Origin of the sequence: Streptococcus sp. 20925_1_24, from assembly GCF_041432335.1 — a bacterium.
GTDB classification, from domain to species: Bacteria; Bacillota; Bacilli; order Lactobacillales; family Streptococcaceae; genus Streptococcus; species Streptococcus mitis_BM.
In genome coordinates this window covers 1-18,790 of sequence record NZ_JAPVZM010000019.1, presented here as the reverse complement: position 1 = coordinate 18,790, position 18,790 = coordinate 1, and the positions used below count along the sequence as shown (strand labels likewise).

The following is an 18,790-nucleotide window of genomic DNA, read 5'->3' as shown; positions in this document are numbered from 1 at the left end:
TAGATGAATTTATGGGATATTTTCTTTACGACCCAAGCAACAGAGCCACCCAAGTTTGATCTTTATTGGTATGTCAGTATATTTACACTCTTGGCCTTGACCTTCTATACAGCCTATCGTTATCGTGAAAAGAAGGTTTACCAACGATTTTTCCAAATCTTGCAGGCCGTTCAGTTAATCCTTCTTTATGGTTGGTATGGGGTCAATCATATGCCACTGTCAGAAAGTTTACCCTTTTACCATTGCCGTATGGCTATGTTTGTGGTGCTCTTGCTTCCTGGTCAGTCTAAATATAGGCAGTATTTTGCATTACTAGGAACATTTGGGACATTAGCTGCCTTTGTTTATCCAGTGCCAGATCCCTATCCTTTCCCACATATTGCCATTTTGTCCTTTATCTTTGGGCACTTAGCTCTCTTGGGGAACTCACTGGTTTATCTCTTGAGACAGTACGATGCGAGAATGCTAGATGTGAAAAGAATTTTTCTCATGACCTTTGCATTAAATGCCTTAATTTTTGTGGTCAATTTGGTAACAGGTGGAGATTACGGATTCTTGACCAAACCGCCATTGGTTGGAGATCACGGCTTAGTAGCCAATTATTTAATCGTTTCCCTGGCCTTGTCAGCGGCGATTACGTTGACAAAGAAAATTTTGGAACTATTTTTAGAACAAGAAGCAGAAAAAATGATTGCAAAGAAAGCTTAGAAATGAGCTTTCTTTTTTGTACAATAGACAGATTGTTGACAAAGTTTACAGTGAATGAATTTCTGAACAGAAAAACTAAAAAATTGGCTGGTAAATTTAGGAAAAAACTGAGCACGATGAGATTTTTTGTGTTATAATATTCTGTGAATAGCTATGCCTACGTTTAGCTATTGAATATTACGAAGTTAGAAACTTGGAAGATAGAGAGGATGCGATGTAATGGCTAGAGAAGGCTTTTTTACAGGTCTAGATATTGGAACAAGCTCTGTCAAGGTGCTTGTAGCTGAGCAGAGAAATGGTGAATTAAATGTAATTGGCGTGAGTAATGCCAAAAGTAAAGGTGTAAAGGATGGAATTATTGTTGATATTGATGCAGCAGCAACTGCTATCAAATCAGCAATTTCCCAAGCAGAAGAAAAAGCAGGCATCTCAATTAAATCAGTGAATGTTGGTTTACCAGCTAATCTCTTACAGGTAGAACCAACTCAAGGAATGATTCCAGTAACATCTGATACCAAGGAAATTATGGATCAAGATGTCGAGAATGTTGTCAAATCAGCTTTGACAAAGAGTATGACACCTGATCGTGAAGTTATCACATTCATTCCTGAGGAATTTATTGTGGATGGTTTTCAAGGGATTCGTGACCCACGTGGTATGATGGGGGTTCGCCTTGAAATGCGTGGTTTACTTTATACAGGTCCTCGCACTATTTTACATAACCTACGTAAGACAGTTGAACGTGCAGGTGTTCAGGTTGAAAATATTATTATTTCACCACTAGCAATGGTTCAATCGATTTTGAATGAAGGTGAACGTGAATTTGGTGCTACAGTGATTGATATGGGGGCAGGTCAAACGACTGTTGCTACAATCCGTAACCAAGAACTCCAGTTTACCAATATTCTCCAAGAAGGCGGAGATTATGTAACTAAGGATATTTCTAAAGTCTTGAAGACATCACAGAAACTAGCTGAAGGTTTGAAATTAAACTATGGAGAGGCTTATCCTCCTCTCGCAAGTAAAGAAACATTCCAAGTCGAAGTGATCGGGGAAGTAGAACCTGTTGAAGTAACAGAAAATTACTTGTCAGAAATTATTTCTGCACGTATTAAGCATATTTTTGAACAAATCAAACAAGACTTAGACAGAAGACATTTATTGGATCTTCCTGGTGGCATTGTTTTGATTGGTGGAACCGCTATTTTACCGGGTATTGTGGAACTTGCTCAAGAAGTTTTTGGTGTTCGTGTCAAGCTTTATGTTCCAAACCAAGTTGGAATTCGTAATCCAGCCTTTGCGCATGTGATTAGTCTATCAGAATTCGCGGGACAATTGACAGAAGTACATCTCTTGGCTCAACGAGCAGTCAAGGGTGATGAAGGATTATTCCAACAACCGCTTAGTTTTGGGGGAATGATTCAGAAAACAGCTCAGTTTGTACAATCAACGCCTGTTCAACCAGCCCCTGCTCCAGAAGTAGAGCCGGTGGCGCCTACAGAACCAATGGCGGATTTCCAACAAGCTTCACAAAATAAACCGAAATTAGCAGATCGTTTCCGTGGCTTGATCGGAAGCATGTTTGACGAATAAAGAGGAAAAATAAATTATGACATTTTCATTTGATACAGCTGCTGCTCAAGGTGCAGTGATTAAAGTAATTGGTGTCGGTGGAGGTGGTGGCAATGCCATCAACCGTATGGTCGACGAAGGTGTTACAGGCGTAGAATTTATCGCAGCAAACACAGATGTACAAGCATTGAGTAGTACAAAAGCTGAGACTGTTATTCAGTTGGGACCTAAATTGACTCGTGGTTTGGGTGCAGGAGGTCAACCTGAGGTTGGTCGTAAAGCTGCTGAAGAAAGCGAAGAAACACTGACTGAAGCTATCAGTGGCGCAGATATGGTCTTCATCACTGCTGGTATGGGAGGAGGCTCTGGAACTGGAGCTGCTCCTGTTATTGCTCGTATCGCCAAAGATTTGGGCGCTCTTACAGTTGGTGTTGTAACACGTCCGTTTGGTTTTGAAGGAAGCAAACGTGGACAATTTGCTGTAGAAGGAATCAATCAACTACGTGAGCATGTAGATACTCTATTGATTATTTCAAACAACAATTTGCTTGAAATTGTTGATAAGAAGACACCGCTTTTGGAGGCCCTTAGCGAAGCAGATAACGTTCTTCGTCAAGGTGTTCAAGGAATTACCGATTTGATTACCAATCCAGGATTGATTAACCTTGACTTTGCCGATGTGAAAACAGTTATGGCAAATAAAGGGAATGCTCTTATGGGTATTGGTATCGGTAGTGGAGAAGAACGTGTGGTAGAAGCAGCACGTAAGGCAATTTACTCTCCACTTCTTGAAACAACAATTGATGGAGCAGAAGATGTGATTGTTAACGTAACTGGTGGTCTCGACTTAACCTTGATTGAGGCAGAAGAGGCTTCACAAATTGTGAACCAGGCAGCGGGACAAGGAGTAAACATCTGGCTCGGTACTTCAATTGATGAAAGTATGCGTGATGAAATTCGTGTAACAGTTGTCGCAACGGGTGTTCGTCAAGACCGTGTAGAAAAGGTTGTGGCTCCACAAGCTAGACCGACTACCAACTACCGTGAGACAGTGAAACCATCTCATTCACATGGCTTTGATCGTCATTTTGATATGGCAGAAACAGCTGAATTGCCAAAACAAAATCAACGTCGCTCGGAACAAGCTCAAGGATCTGCTTTTGGTGATTGGGATTTACGTCGCGAGACAATTGTTCGTCCGACTGATTCAGTAGTGTCACCGGTAGAACGTTTTGAAATTCCAAATTCACAAGATGAAGATGAGTTGGATACACCTCCATTTTTCAAAAATCGTTAAGTAAATGAATGTAAAAGAAAATACAGAACGTGTTTTTCGAGAAGTCACAGAAGCAAGTCTGAGTGCTCATCGCGAGAGTGGCTCAGTCTCTGTCATTGCAGTTACCAAGTATGTAGATGTACCGACAGCGGAAGCCTTGCTTCCGTTAGGGGTTCATCATATCGGTGAAAATCGTGTAGATAAGTTTCTAGATAAATATCAAGCTTTAAAAGATCGAGATGTGACTTGGCATTTGATTGGTACATTACAAAGACGTAAGGTGAAAGATGTCATTCAATACGTTGATTATTTCCATGCATTGGATTCAGTAAAGCTAGCAGAGGAAATCCAAAAAAGAAGTGACCGAGTCATCAAGTGTTTCCTTCAAGTAAATATTTCTAAAGAAGAAAGTAAACACGGCTTTTCGAGAGAGGAACTGCTGGAAGTCTTGCCAGAGTTAGCCAAACTAGATAAGATTGAATATGTTGGTTTAATGACGATGGCACCTTTTGAGGCTAGCAGTGAGCAGTTGAAAGAAATTTTCAAGGCGACCCAAGATTTACAAAAAGAAATCCAAGAAAAACAAATTCCAAATATGCCTATGACCGACTTAAGCATGGGAATGAGTCGTGATTATAAAGAAGCGATTCAATTCGGTTCCACCTTTGTTCGCATAGGTACAGCATTTTTTAAGTAGGAGAGAACCATGTCTTTAAAAGATAGATTCGATAGATTTATAGATTATTTTACGGAGGATGAGGATTTAAGTCTCCCTAATGAAAAACGAGATGAGCCCATTTTAACTCCAGTAAATTCTACACAGGAAAAGGCTCTCTCAACGAATCAAACACCAAGCACAAGTGGTACAAAAGAAAATAATATTACTAGACTGCATGCACGTCAACAAGAGTTAGCAAAGCAAAATCAGCATTCTACTGAAAAAGTAACAATTGATGTTCGTTATCCTAGAAAATATGAAGATGCGATAGAAATTGTTGATTTATTAGCAGGAAACGAAAGTATTTTGATTGATTTTCAATATATGACTGAAGTGCAAGCTCGTCGTTGTTTAGATTATCTGGATGGAGCTTGCCATGTTCTAGCTGGAAATTTGAAAAAGGTAGCTTCTACCATGTACCTGTTGACACCAGTGAATGTTATTGTAAATGTTGAAGATATTCGTTTACCAGATGAAGATCAACAGGGTGAGTTTGATTTTGATATGAGACGAAATAGAGTACGATAATGATTTTTTTAATTCGTATGATTTATAATGCAGTGGATATTTACTCCCTGATTTTGGTGGCCTTTGCTGTCATGTCTTGGTTTCCAGGCGCCTACGAATCAAGTTTGGGTCGTTGGATTGTAGCATTGGTAAAACCAGTGCTTGCTCCTTTGCAACGCCTGCCTTTACAGATAGCAGGTCTTGATTTATCTGTTTGGGTTGCGATTGTTTTGATTCGATTTTTAGGAGAAAACCTAGTCCGTTTTCTGGCGATGATAGGATGAATAAAGGGATTTACCAGCATTTCTCCATAGAAGATCGTCCATTTCTTGATAAGGGAATGGAATGGATAAAGAAGGTAGAAGATAGCTATGCTCCTTTTTTAACTCCTTTTATCAATCCTCATCAGGAGAAACTATTAAAGATTTTGACCAAAACTTATGGTCTTGCTTGTAGCAGTAGTGGGGAATTCGTCTCGAGTGAGTATGTTCGAGTTTTATTATACCCAGATTATTTCCAGCCAGAGTTTTCAGATTTTGAAATATCTCTCCAGGAAATAGTGTATTCCAATAAATTTGAACACTTAACGCATGCTAAGATTTTAGGGACAGTCATCAATCAATTAGGGATTGAACGGAAACTTTTTGGAGATATCCTAGTGGATGAAGAACGGGCGCAGATTATGATTAATCAGCAGTTTCTTCTTCTCTTTCAAGATGGATTAAAGAAAATTGGCCGTATACCTGTTTCGCTGGAGGAACGTCCTTTCACCGAGAAAATAGATAAGCTAGAACAGTATCGAGAGCTGGATTTATGTGTGTCTAGTTTTAGATTAGATGTTCTTTTATCAAATGTTTTAAAACTATCTAGGAATCAAGCAAACCAGTTGATTGAAAAGAAACTTGTCCAAGTAAATTATCATGTGGTAGACAAATCAGATTATACTGTTCAAGTTGGAGACTTGATTAGTGTGAGAAAATTTGGGCGCTTGAGGTTGCTTCAAGATAAGGGACAAACAAAAAAAGAGAAGAAAAAAATAACCGTCCAGTTATTATTAAGTAAGTGAGGAAAAATATGCCAATTACATCGTTAGAAATCAAAGATAAAACCTTTAGCACACGTTTTAGAGGTTTTGATCCAGAAGAAGTAGATGAATTTTTAGATATTGTAGTTCGTGATTATGAAGATTTAGTTCGTTCTAATCATGATAAGGATTTACATATTAAAAATTTGGAAGAGCGTTTGTCTTACTTTGATGAGATGAAAGATTCGTTGAGCCAGTCTGTATTGATTGCCCAAGATACAGCTGAGAGAGTGAAACAAACAGCACACGATCGTTCAAATAATATTATTCATCAAGCTGAACAGGATGCACATCGATTATTGGAAGAAGCAAAATACAAGGCAAATGAAATTCTTCGTCAGGCAGCTGATAATGCTAAGAAAGTTGCTGTTGAAACCGAAGAATTGAAGAACAAGAGTCGTGTCTTCCACCAACGTCTCAAATCTACAATTGAAAGTCAGTTGGCTATTGTTGAATCTTCAGATTGGGAAGATATTCTTCGTCCAACAGCTACTTATCTTCAGACAAGTGATGAAGCCTTTAAAGAAGTTGTTAGCGAAGTACTTGGAGAACCGATTCCAGCTCCAATTGAGGAAGAACCAATTGATATGACACGTCAATTTTCTCAAGAAGAAATGACAGAGTTACAGGCTCGTATTGAGGCAGCCAATAAAGAATTGGCTGAATTTGAAGCTCAGGCTAAACAGGAAGTGGAAAATCCAACTCCTGTAGTGAGTCCTCAAATTGAAGAAGGGCCTGCTCATCCAGTTGGTCCAATGTATGAAGAGCCAGAAGTAACTCCAGTGCATCCGACAGGTCCAACACCAGCTACAGAAACTGTTGATTCAGCACCAGGATTTGAAGCACCGCAAGAATCCGTTACAATTTTATAAGAAATGATGTGAGAATAATATCTTATCCTTATATTTCCAGCGAGCAGGAGATGGTGTGAGTCCTGCATTCCCTAATGATAAGATTATCCTCTCAAGCTATCAAGTCTGAATGGAGTAAGATTTGACGTTCCCCACGTTACGGGATAAGAGGGAGAAAGACTAGATCTTTTTCCGAATAAAGGTGGTACCACGATTTTCGTCCTTTTTGGAAGTCGTGGTTTTTAATTTGTTATTATTTATAAAGGAGATACCATGAAACTCAAAGATACCCTTAATCTTGGGAAAACAGCTTTCCCAATGCGTGCAGGCCTTCCTACCAAAGAGCCAGTTTGGCAAAAGGAATGGGAAGATGCAAAACTTTATCAACGTCGTCAAGAATTGAACCAAGGAAAACCTCATTTCACCTTGCATGATGGCCCTCCATATGCGAATGGAAATATCCACGTTGGACACGCAATGAACAAGATTTCAAAAGATATCATTGTTCGTTCAAAATCAATGTCAGGTTTTTACGCGCCATTTATCCCAGGTTGGGACACTCATGGTCTGCCAATCGAGCAAGTTTTGGCAAAACAAGGTGTCAAACGTAAAGAAATGGACTTGGTTGAGTACTTGAAACTTTGCCGTGAATACGCTCTTTCTCAAGTAGATAAACAACGTGAAGACTTTAAACGTTTGGGGGTTTCTGGTGACTGGGAAAATCCATATGTGACCTTGACTCCTGACTATGAAGCAGCCCAAATCCGTGTCTTTGGTGAGATGGCTAATAAAGGTTATATCTACCGTGGTGCAAAACCAGTTTACTGGTCTTGGTCATCTGAGTCAGCCCTTGCTGAAGCGGAGATTGAATACCATGATTTGGTTTCAACTTCCCTTTACTATGCCAACAAGGTAAAAGATGGCAAAGGTGTTCTAGATACAGATACTTACATTGTTGTCTGGACAACTACTCCATTTACCATCACAGCTTCTCGTGGTTTGACTGTCGGAGCAGATATTGATTACGTTTTGGTTCGACCTGCTGGTGAAGCTCGTAAGTTTGTCGTTGCTGCAGAATTGTTGACTAGCTTGTCTGAGAAATTTGGCTGGGTTGATGTTCAAGTGTTGGCAACTTACCGTGGTCAAGAACTCAACCACATCGTAACAGAACACCCATGGGATACAGCTGTAGATGAGTTGGTTATCCTTGGTGACCACGTTACAACTGACTCTGGTACTGGTATTGTCCATACAGCCCCTGGTTTTGGTGAGGACGACTACAATGTTGGTATTGCTAATGATCTTGAAGTCGCAGTCACTGTTGACGAACGTGGTATCATGATGAAGAATGCTGGTCCTGAGTTTGAAGGTCAATTCTATGAAAAGGTAGTTCCAACTGTTATCGAGAAACTTGGTAACCTCCTTCTTGCCCAAGAAGAAATCTCTCACTCATACCCATTTGACTGGCGTACTAAGAAACCAATCATCTGGCGTGCAGTACCACAATGGTTTGCCTCAGTTTCTAAATTCCGCCAAGAAATCTTGGACGAAATTGAAAAAGTGAAATTCCACTCAGAATGGGGTAAAGTCCGTCTTTACAATATGATTCGTGACCGTGGCGACTGGGTTATCTCTCGTCAACGTGCTTGGGGGGTTCCACTTCCTATCTTCTACGCTGAAGATGGTACAGCAATCATGACTGCTGAAACGATTGAACACGTGGCTCAACTCTTTGAGGAACATGGTTCAAGCATTTGGTGGGAACGTGATGCTAAGAACCTCTTGCCAGAAGGATTTACTCATCCAGGTTCACCAAATGGTGAGTTCAAAAAAGAAACAGATATCATGGACGTTTGGTTTGACTCAGGTTCATCATGGAATGGAGTTGTTGTAAACCGTCCAGAGTTGACTTACCCAGCAGACCTTTACCTAGAAGGTTCTGACCAATACCGTGGTTGGTTCAACTCTTCACTCATCACATCTGTTGCCAACCATGGCGTAGCACCTTACAAACAAATCTTGTCACAAGGTTTTGCCCTTGATGGTAAAGGTGAGAAGATGTCTAAATCTCTTGGAAATACCATTGCTCCAAGTGATGTTGAAAAACAATTTGGTGCTGAAATCTTGCGTCTCTGGGTAACAAGTGTTGACTCAAGCAACGACGTACGTATCTCTATGGATATCTTGAGCCAAGTCTCTGAAACTTACCGTAAAATCCGTAACACCCTTCGTTTCTTGATTGCCAATACATCTGACTTTAACCCAGCTCAAGACGCAGTAGCATACGAAGAGCTTCGCTCAGTTGATAAGTACATGACTATTCGATTTAACCAGCTTGTCAAGACCATTCGTGATGCTTACGCAAACTTTGAATTTTTGACAATCTACAAGGCCTTGGTGAACTTTATCAACGTTGACTTGTCAGCCTTTTACCTTGATTTTGCTAAAGATGTTGTTTACATCGAAGGTGCCAAATCACTGGAACGCCGTCAAATGCAGACTGTCTTCTATGACATTCTTGTGAAAATCACCAAACTCTTGACACCAATCCTTCCTCACACAGCAGAGGAAATCTGGTCATATCTTGAGTTTGAAGCTGAAGACTTCGTTCAATTATCAGAATTGCCAGAAGCGGAAACTTTTGCTAACCAAGAAGAAATCTTGGATACATGGGCTGCCTTCATGGACTTCCGTGGACAAGCTCAAAAAGCCTTGGAAGAAGCGCGTAATGCAAAAGTTATCGGTAAATCACTTGAAGCACACTTGACAGTTTACCCAAATGAAGTGGTGAAAACTCTACTTGAAGCAGTAAACAGCAATGTAGCTCAACTTTTGATCGTGTCAGAATTGACCATCGCAGAGGGACCAGCTCCAGAAGCTGCCGTAAGCTTCGAAGATGTAGCCTTTACAGTTGAACGCGCTGCAGGCCAAGTATGTGACCGTTGCCGTCGTATCGACCCAACAACAGCAGAACGCAGCTACCACGCAGTTATCTGTGACCACTGTGCAAGCATCGTAGAAGAAAACTTTGCAGACGCAGTCGCAGAAGGATTTGAAGCGAAATAAGATTGAAAAGTCTAGGGAAAACTCAATTTGAGAAGAAAAGACAACTAATCTTATAGACTATAAAACGCATTGTATCACGTTTTTGAACATCTGATACGATGCGTTTTTATTTATTTTGAAAATTTGCGAGGTGTGACTTTTTATACTCAACAAGAATCAAAGAGAAACTTAGCAAGCTAACAGCAGTAAGATAAAATACGAATTTGATATTGCGGATAAGATTGGTAAATTGTGTCACATTTTTACAATAATAAATTTGTGTAATTGCTTTTGATTTCTGAAAAGTATTATATTTTATTTCATATTATACAAATTTTTATTTTATAATATCAGAAAATACTTTTTTTTTTTAGTAAATATGATACAATTTTATTTGAAAAAAAATAAAAAGGAGATTTTATTATGAAATCAAAAACACTTGCTTTAATTAGTGGTATCGTCGGTCTTGTGGGAGGAATTTTACTTCTTATTGGTCCTTTTGTCTTGTTGGGAACAGCGGTAAATACAGCTGCTACAACTCTTAATGGAGGAGCTACTGCAGGGGCTGTTTCAGGTGTTGCCTTACTCTTGAATGCCTTGAAGATTGCAAATCTTGTTCTTGGTATCATTGCTATTGTTTACTATAAAGGAGATAATCGTGTAGGTGCAGCTCCGTCTGTACTAATGATTGTTTCAGGTGGAGTTAGTCTCATTCCATTCTTAGGATGGGTTGGGGGGATTCTTGCTATTATTGGAGGATCTCTATTCCTTGCAACATTGAAGAAATTCAAATCAGAAGAATAAAAGGTGTTTTAGCATGAAAAGAACAAAACATTTTATCGGTCTAGGAGTAGTCCTATTATTTATTTCTCTTCTCGTTGCATGTGGATCACAAAGTTCAAAGACCGCTTCAACAAGTAATGATGAGAAGACAGTAGCAACATCTAATACCTCAAAAGAAACAATCACTTTCGATACTCCAGTTGTAACAGATGATGCGATTGAATCAATGCGTACTTATGCAGATTATATAGATCTTTATAAAAAGATTTTTGATGATTATTTTACTAAAGCTGAGGAAAGTTTCAAAGGCACAGCTATGGAAAATAATGAGTCGTTTACCAAACTAAAAGAGTCAACTCAAAAATTATTCGATGCGCAGAAAAAATTGTATGATTTGCTAGGGTCAACTGAGATCAAGGAAGATGATAAATCAAAATTGTCTCAACAATTGAAAGACTTTAGAGACAATTTGCAAAAACAGTTGAAAACTTTGACATCTCAACTACAGTAAGATAGAAATTTTTTTGTAGTAATTGAGAATAATTGGTTAAATTACACCCCAAATGTTAGAAATTGGGGTGTTTTTTAAAGATTAAATAATGAAGATAGAATAGAAACAACCAAAAACAATGTGATTGGCAAACAGTCCTTTCCTTTTTGGTTTTGACTAGCTTTTTTGTGAAAAATTGTGTAAAATAGAATAGATAAACGAGGGGAAACCTCGGAAAATTTAAAGGAGAATCCATCTAATGGTAAAATTGGTTTTTGCTCGCCACGGTGAGTCTGAATGGAACAAAGCTAACCTTTTCACTGGTTGGGCTGATGTTGATTTGTCTGAAAAAGGTACACAACAAGCGATTGACGCTGGTAAATTGATCAAAGAGGCTGGTATCGAATTTGACCAAGCTTACACTTCAGTATTGAAACGTGCGATCAAAACAACTAACTTGGCTCTTGAAGCTTCTGATCAATTGTGGGTTCCAGTTGAAAAATCATGGCGTTTGAACGAACGTCACTATGGTGGTTTGACTGGTAAAAACAAAGCTGAAGCTGCTGAACAATTTGGTGATGAACAAGTTCACATCTGGCGTCGTTCATACGATGTATTGCCTCCAAACATGGACCGTGATGATGAGCACTCAGCTCACACAGACCGTCGTTACGCTTCACTTGACGACTCAGTAATCCCAGATGCTGAAAACTTGAAAGTGACTTTGGAACGTGCCCTTCCTTTCTGGGAAGATAAAATCGCTCCAGCTCTTAAAGATGGTAAAAACGTATTCGTAGGAGCTCACGGTAACTCAATCCGTGCCCTTGTAAAACACATCAAAGGTTTGTCAGATGACGAAATCATGGACGTGGAAATCCCTAACTTCCCACCATTGGTATTCGAATTTGACGAAAAATTGAACGTCGTTTCTGAATACTACCTTGGAAAATAAAAAATTGTAAGTCTAGAATTGATTTCTAGGCTTTTTATGTTAGTATGGTAGTATGATAAGGAATAAAAAACAAGATTATGTATTGGCCTATAAGCAACCAGCATCAAGAACATATAAGGGTTGGGAAGAAGAGGTCTTACCGATAGGCAATGGTTCTTTAGGAGCTAAAGTCTTTGGTCTTATTGGGGCTGAACGGATTCAATTTAATGAAAAAAGTCTCTGGTCTGGTGGTCCACTTCCTGATAGTTCAGATTATCAGGGTGGAAATCTTCAGGATCAGCATAACTTTTTAGCTGAGATTCGGCGATCTTTGGAAAAGAGAGATTACAATCGGGCTAAAGAACTGGCTGAAAAGCATCTGATTGGACCAAAAACCAGTCAATATGGGACCTATCTGTCCTTTGGGGATATTCATATTGAGTTTAGTAATCAAGACACGACTTTGTCTCAGGTGACGGACTATCAGAGACAGTTGAATATTAGTAAGGCACTTGCGACGACTTCTTATGCCTATAAGGGAACGCGATTTGAACGTGAAGCCTTTGCCAGTTTTCCAGATGATCTCTTGATTCAGCGCTTTACTAAGGAAGGGTTGGAAACTCTAGATTTTACTATAGAACTATCCTTGACCCGTGATTTGGCTTCTGATGGAAAGTATGAGCAGGAGAAGTCTGATTACAAGGAGTGTAAGTTGGATATTACTGATTCTCATATCTTGATGAAGGGAAGAGTTAAGGACAATGACCTGCAGTTTGCTAGCTGTTTAGCTTGGGAAACAGATGGGGATATTAGAGTTTGGTCAGATAAGGTTCAGATATCAGGAGCCAGTTATGCCAATCTCTTCTTGGCGGCTAAGACAGATTTTGCCCAAAATCCTGCTAGTAATTATCGCAATAAACTAGATTTAGAGCAGCAAGTAAAGGACTTGGTGGACACAGCTAAAGAAAAGGGCTATGCCCAATTGAAATCAAGGCATATTGAGGACTACCAAGCCTTATTTCAGCGTGTTCAATTGAATTTGGGAGCTGATGTTGACACATCCACTACAGATGAGTTACTAATAAATTATAAGCCACAAGAGGGACAGGCTTTGGAGGAGTTGTTCTTCCAGTATGGACGGTATTTATTGATTAGTTCTTCCAGAGATTGTCCAGATGCTCTACCAGCTAACCTACAGGGAGTCTGGAATGCGGTCGACAATCCTCCTTGGAATTCGGACTATCACTTGAATATCAACCTGCAGATGAATTATTGGCCATCCTATGTTACCAATCTTCTAGAGACGGCTTTTCCGGTCATAAACTATATCGATGATTTGCGTGTCTTTGGTCGTCTAGCGGCTGCAAGGTATGCAGGAATCGTCTCTCAGAAAGGTGAGGAGAATGGTTGGCTGGTTCATACTCAAGCGACTCCTTTTGGCTGGACGGCACCTGGTTGGGATTACTATTGGGGTTGGTCACCAGCTGCCAATGCATGGATGATGCAAACCGTTTATGAAGCCTATACATTTTACAGGAACCAAGACTATCTCAGGGAGAAAATTTATCCCATGTTGAGGGAAACGGTTCGTTTTTGGAATGATTTTTTACATGAGGATCAGCAGGCGCAACGTTGGGTGTCTTCTCCGTCTTATTCTCCAGAACATGGGCCGATTTCGATTGGCAATACTTATGACCAATCTCTGATTTGGCAATTATTCCATGATTTTATTCAGGCTGCTCAAGAATTGGGGCTGGATGAGGCTTTGTTGACTGAGGTCAAGGAGAAGTTTGACTTGCTTAATCCTCTTCAAATCACTCAATCTGGTCGAATCAGGGAGTGGTATGAGGAGGAAGAGCAACATTTTCAAAATGAAAAAGTGGAGGCCCAGCATCGGCACGCTTCCCATCTAGTGGGACTCTATCCTGGAACTCTCTTTAGCTATAAGGGACAAGACTATCTTGAAGCCGCGCGTGCTAGTCTCAATGATCGTGGAGATGGGGGCACAGGTTGGTCCAAGGCTAATAAGATCAATCTCTGGGCGCGTTTGGGAGATGGCAATCGAGCCCATAAATTATTAGCAGAGCAGTTAAAGTCATCGACCTTGCCAAATCTTTGGTGTAGCCATCCTCCTTTTCAGATAGATGGTAATTTTGGTGCTAGCAGTGGCATGGCAGAAATGTTACTTCAGTCTCATGCAGCTTATCTGGTACCTCTAGCTGCCCTACCTGATGCATGGTCAAGAGGTTCCATTTCAGGCTTAATGGCACGTGGACATTTTGAAGTGAGCATGAGGTGGGAGGATAAAAAACTCTTACAGTTGACCATTTTATCAAGAAGTGGGGGAGATTTGCGAGTCTCTTATCCAGGTATTGAGAAGAGTGTGATTAAATTGGATAAAGAAAAAATAAAAGCGAAATGCACGGGGAAAGATTGTATTTCGGTGGCAACAGCAGAAGGTGATCTGGTTCAATTTTATTTTTAAGAAGATGTTAGAAGGCAGTAGTTTGAGACTGCCTTTTTGAAGGATTTGAGAATGTAAGCAGTTTCCAACTAGTTGAAAAAGCGTTATAATGGTAGTAGGAAGTAATTTGTTTGAGAGAGGGTGGGTCTGATGGCTTATATTGAGATGAAACACTGTTACAAGCGGTATCAGGTTGGGGACACGGAGATTGTGGCCAATCGTGATGTGAATTTTGAGATTGAGAAGGGTGAATTGGTTATTATCCTTGGTGCATCTGGTGCAGGTAAGTCAACAGTTCTCAATCTCCTAGGGGGAATGGATACCAATGATGAGGGGGAAATCTGGATTGATGGTGCCAATATTGCAGACTATAGTTCCCACCAGCGAACCAATTACCGCCGCAATGATGTCGGATTTGTTTTTCAGTTTTATAATCTAGTTTCCAATCTAACAGCTAAGGAAAATGTGGAGTTGGCTTCAGAAATCGTGACAGATGCCTTGAATCCTGAGCAGGTCTTGACAGATGTAGGTCTGGCTCATCGTCTCAATAACTTTCCAGCCCAGCTTTCTGGAGGGGAGCAACAGCGAGTCTCCATTGCACGCGCGGTAGCCAAAAATCCTAAAATCCTCCTTTGTGATGAACCGACTGGAGCCTTGGACTATCAGACGGGTAAGCAGGTTTTGAAAATTCTCCAAGACATGTCTCGTCAAAAGGGAGCGACGGTGATCATCGTGACTCATAATGGAGCTTTGGTGCCCATTGCTGATCGCGTGATTCATATGCACGATGCCAGTGTCAAGGATGTGGTGATAAACCAGCATCCTCAGGATATCGACAGTTTGGAGTACTAGCATGATCAAGCGAAAAACCTATTGGAAGGATTTAATTCAGTCCTTCACAGGCTCCAAGGGGCGTTTTTTATCCATTTTAACCTTGATGATGTTGGGGTCTCTAGCCATAGTAGGCCTCAAAGTGACTAGCCCCAACATGGAGGCGACAGCTAATGCTTATTTAAGAACTGCTCAAACCTTGGATTTGGCAGTTATGTCTAATTATGGTTTGGATCAAACAGATCAAGAAGAACTAGAACAGATAGAGGGCGCAGAGGTTGAGTTTGGCTATTTGACAGATGTGACTATGGAAAATGGGCAGGATGCCATTCGGCTGTACTCCAAACCAGAGCGAATTTCAACCTTTCAGCTAAGAGAGGGACGACTTCCTCAGTCAGACAAGGAAATTGCTTTGGCCACTCATTTGCAAGGCCAATACAGCGTGGGACAGGAGATTAGTTTTAAAGAAAAAGAAGAGGGTCATTCCCCTCTAAAAGGCCATACTTATACCATTTCTGGTTTTGTGGATTCAGCTGAAATCCTCTCCCAGCGAGATATGGGCTACGCAGGAAGTGGAAGTGGGACTCTGACAGCCTATGGGGTGATTTTACCTAGTCAGTTTGATCAGAAAGTCTACAATATAGCTCGTTTGAAATATCAAGATTTAGCAGGATTAAATGCTTTTTCAGCAGCTTATGAAGAGAAATCCAAGCAACATCAGGAAGAACTTGAACAAGTTCTATCTGATAATGGCAAGGCACGTCTACAACTCTTGAGAAAAGAAGGACAAGAGTCTCTAGACAAAGGCAAAGAAACCCTTGATAAGGCTGAGACTAATCTGCAGGAAGGCCAGCGTCGTTTAGCAGCTGCTCAAGCTCGTATACAGGCTCAGGAAAGTCAACTAGCCTTGCTTCCTCAAGCTCAGAGAGAGCAGGCTAGTGCTCAACTTACCCAAGCTAAGCAGGAATTGGGTAAAGAAGAGGATAGACTAAAGCAGGCTGAACAAAATCTAGCCCAAGAAAAGGAAAAACTAGAAAAACATCAGCAAGCCTTGGATGATTTGGCTGAGCCCAAGTATCAAGTCTATAATCGTCAGACCATGCCTGGCGGTCAAGGCTACCTCATGTATAGTAATGCTTCAGCCAGTATTCGGGCAGTGGGCAATATCTTTCCTGTGGTGCTTTATGCCGTAGCAGCCATGGTCACCTTTACCACCATGACTCGTTTTGTGGATGAAGAGCGAACTCATGCAGGGATTTTTAAGGCCTTGGGCTATCGCAGTAAGGATATTATCGCCAAATTTCTCCTTTACGGTCTAGTAGCTGGGACTGTCGGAACAGCTCTAGGTAGTATACTTGGACATTATTTACTAGCCGGTGTGATTTCAAGTGTCATTACAAAAGGCATGGTAGTGGGAGAAACCCAGATTCAGTTCTATTGGACCTATAGCTTACTGGCTCTTGTCTTGAGTTGGTTGGCGAGTGTGTTACCAGCCTACTTGGTAGCTCGTAGGGAACTTCATGACGAAGCAGCCCAGCTTTTATTGCCTAAACCACCTGTGAAAGGAGCTAAAATCTTACTAGAGCGCATCGGTTTTATTTGGCGTCGTCTCAGTTTTACTCATAAGGTAACAGCTCGCAATATCTTCCGTTATAAGCAGCGTATGTTGATGACGATCTTTGGTGTGGCAGGTTCAGTCGCTCTGCTCTTTGCAGGTTTGGGAATCCAATCCTCTGTAGCAGGAGTTCCGTCTAGACAGTTTCAACAAATCCAACAGTATCAGATGATTGTCTCTGAAAATCCTAGTGCGACCAATCAGGACAAGGCAAATCTAGAAGAAGTGTTGAAAGGGAAGGACATCAAAGCCTACCAGAAAATCTATTCAAAAACGCTAGACAAGGATTTCAAAGGTAAGGCTGGTCTTCAAACCATTACCCTTATGATGACAGATAAGGAAGATTTGACTCCCTTTATTCATCTGCAAAATCATCAGCAGGAGCTGACATTAAAAGATGGCGTCGTTATTACAGCTAAACTTGCTCAGCTGGCAGGTGTCAAGGTTGGGCAGACTCTAGAAATTGAAGGTAAGAAGCTAAAGGTCGCTGCTATTACTGAGAACTACGTTGGTCACTTTATTTATATGAGTCAGGCTAGCTATGAGCAAATTTACAGACAGCTACCCCAAGCCAACACTTATTTGGTCTCGTTAAGGGATACCAGTGCTACTAGTATCGAAAGACAGGCAGGCTTGCTTATGAATCAATCTGCGGTGTCCAGCGTCGTACAGAATGCTTCAGCCATTCGACTCTTTGACTCCGTCGCTAGCTCACTCAATCAGACCATGACCATCTTGGTCATCGTATCGGTTCTGTTGGCTATCGTTATCCTTTACAATCTAACCAATATCAACGTAGCTGAGAGAATCCGTGAACTCTCCACTATCAAGGTTCTCGGTTTTCATAATAATGAAGTCACTCTCTACATTTACCGTGAGACGATTGTGCTGTCCCTTGTTGGAATTGTACTTGGTCTGCTCTCAGGTTTCTATTTACACCAATTTTTGATTCAAATGATTTCGCCTGCGACTATTCTCTTTTATCCGCGGGTAGGCTGGGAAGTCTATGTAATCCCAGTGGCAGCAGTAAGCATCATTTTGACCTTGCTTGGTTTCTTTGTCAATTATCATCTGAGAAAGGTTGATATGCTTGAAGCCTTGAAATCTGTAGAGTAATACTCAATGAAAATCAAAGAGCAAACTAGGAAGCTAGCCGTAGGTTGCTCAAAGCACAGCTTTGAGGTTGCAGATAAAGCTGACGTGGTTTGAAGAGATTTTCGAAGAGTATAAGGCAGTTGTTTTTATCTGATTGAACTTATATTTACTCGTAAACAAAAAACCTCCGTTTCAAAGAGTAGGGAACTCTTTGTGACAGAGGATTTTTTCTATAGGGCTTTAGCGGCTGCAATTGCGGCTTCGAAGTTTGGTTCAGAGTTGATATTGTCCACGTATTCAACGTAGCGAATCGTATTGTCAGTATCGAGGACAAAAACTGCGCGTGCCAATAGGTGCCACTCATTGATTAAGAGAGCATAATCACGTCCAAAGGAATGGTCGAAATAGTCTGAGAGCATGATGGCATTTTCAATACCTTCAGCACCACACCAACGTTTTTGGGCAAATGGTAGGTCCATAGAAACAGTCAAGACGACCGTGTTGTCCAGTCCAGCCAGTTCTTCATTAAAGCGACGCGTTTGAGTTGAGCAGATACCTGTATCGATAGAAGGCACGACACTCAAGACTTTTTTCTTACCATCAAAATCAGCCAGAGATTTTTTAGAAAGGTCTGTTGCAGTGAGAGAAAAATCAAGCGCCTTGTCGCCGACTTGTAGTTGTTTACCTGTAAAGCTCACAGGATTTCCGAGAAAAGTTACCATAAGATACTCCAATCTTTTTTCTTCCATTGTAGCTGAAACGGTCAGAATTTTCCAATGATTTGACTGGAAATGTAGGCATAGAAAAAACGCCAGCTCAT

General features: G+C 40.7%; 16 protein-coding genes. 15 read left to right on the top strand and 1 reads right to left on the bottom strand.

Annotation, left to right across the window (positions count from 1 at the left end):
• Positions 1–3 precede the first annotated feature (3 nt).
• From O3650_RS09040 to O3650_RS08970, 15 genes are all read left to right on the top strand, one after another.
• Positions 4–708, top strand: a complete 705-nt coding sequence (locus O3650_RS09040) for a TIGR02206 family membrane protein (protein WP_001055256.1) — start codon at positions 4–6, stop codon at positions 706–708.
• A gap of 219 nt (positions 709–927) precedes the next feature.
• The gene (gene ftsA, locus O3650_RS09035; RefSeq protein WP_000090384.1) at positions 928–2,301 is read left to right on the top strand and encodes a cell division protein FtsA; all 1,374 of its coding nucleotides are present in this window, start codon (positions 928–930) and stop codon (positions 2,299–2,301) included.
• A 16-nt stretch (positions 2,302–2,317) separates the two neighbouring features.
• Entirely contained in the window at positions 2,318–3,577 is a 1,260-nt protein-coding gene (gene ftsZ / locus O3650_RS09030; protein WP_023943741.1) for a cell division protein FtsZ, read from the top strand.
• 4 nt (positions 3,578–3,581) lie between these two features.
• Positions 3,582–4,253 (top strand): YggS family pyridoxal phosphate-dependent enzyme, encoded by a 672-nt coding sequence (locus tag O3650_RS09025; protein ID WP_261044946.1) that lies wholly within the window; start codon positions 3,582–3,584, stop codon positions 4,251–4,253.
• Positions 4,254–4,262: 9 nt separating this feature from the next.
• A complete protein-coding gene (locus tag O3650_RS09020; protein ID WP_049531827.1) occupies positions 4,263–4,802 on the top strand; it encodes a cell division protein SepF in 540 nt (179 codons plus the stop codon).
• A complete protein-coding gene (locus tag O3650_RS09015) occupies positions 4,802–5,065 on the top strand; it encodes a YggT family protein (protein WP_000576512.1) in 264 nt (87 codons plus the stop codon). The genes O3650_RS09020 and O3650_RS09015 overlap by 1 nt, the downstream gene beginning before the upstream one ends.
• The gene (locus O3650_RS09010) at positions 5,062–5,847 is read left to right on the top strand and encodes an RNA-binding protein (RefSeq protein WP_060805386.1); all 786 of its coding nucleotides are present in this window, start codon (positions 5,062–5,064) and stop codon (positions 5,845–5,847) included. Before O3650_RS09015 ends, O3650_RS09010 begins: the two co-directional genes overlap by 4 nt.
• Before the next feature lie 8 nt (positions 5,848–5,855).
• Positions 5,856–6,737: a DivIVA domain-containing protein gene (locus O3650_RS09005; RefSeq protein WP_023943735.1), complete on the top strand. Its 882-nt coding sequence runs from the start codon at positions 5,856–5,858 to the stop codon at positions 6,735–6,737.
• A 252-nt stretch (positions 6,738–6,989) separates the two neighbouring features.
• Positions 6,990–9,782, top strand: a complete 2,793-nt coding sequence (ileS, locus tag O3650_RS09000; RefSeq protein WP_371491967.1) for an isoleucine--tRNA ligase — start codon at positions 6,990–6,992, stop codon at positions 9,780–9,782.
• Between the two features lie 402 nt (positions 9,783–10,184).
• Complete coding sequence (locus O3650_RS08995; protein WP_000837844.1) at positions 10,185–10,565, top strand: hypothetical protein; 381 nt, start codon at positions 10,185–10,187, stop codon at positions 10,563–10,565.
• A 13-nt stretch (positions 10,566–10,578) separates the two neighbouring features.
• Entirely contained in the window at positions 10,579–11,055 is a 477-nt protein-coding gene (locus O3650_RS08990) for a hypothetical protein (RefSeq protein ID WP_261029661.1), read from the top strand.
• Positions 11,056–11,293: 238 nt separating this feature from the next.
• Positions 11,294–11,986 carry a phosphoglycerate mutase gene (locus O3650_RS08985; protein ID WP_000240129.1) on the top strand — a complete coding sequence of 231 codons (693 nt, stop codon included), beginning with the start codon at positions 11,294–11,296 and terminating at the stop codon, positions 11,984–11,986.
• A 52-nt stretch (positions 11,987–12,038) separates the two neighbouring features.
• Positions 12,039–14,450 (top strand): glycoside hydrolase family 95 protein, encoded by a 2,412-nt coding sequence (locus O3650_RS08980; protein WP_261073001.1) that lies wholly within the window; start codon positions 12,039–12,041, stop codon positions 14,448–14,450.
• A 129-nt stretch (positions 14,451–14,579) separates the two neighbouring features.
• Entirely contained in the window at positions 14,580–15,281 is a 702-nt protein-coding gene (locus O3650_RS08975; RefSeq protein WP_261074496.1) for an ABC transporter ATP-binding protein, read from the top strand.
• Between the two features lies 1 nt (position 15,282).
• Positions 15,283–17,991 (top strand): ABC transporter permease, encoded by a 2,709-nt coding sequence (locus O3650_RS08970; RefSeq protein WP_060805393.1) that lies wholly within the window; start codon positions 15,283–15,285, stop codon positions 17,989–17,991.
• Positions 17,992–18,200: 209 nt separating this feature from the next.
• Here the strand turns inward: O3650_RS08970 and tpx are convergent, their stop codons facing one another.
• Positions 18,201–18,692, bottom strand: a complete 492-nt coding sequence (tpx, locus tag O3650_RS08965; RefSeq protein WP_261050822.1) for a thiol peroxidase — start codon at positions 18,690–18,692, stop codon at positions 18,201–18,203.
• Between the last annotated feature and the right edge of the window lie 98 nt (positions 18,693–18,790).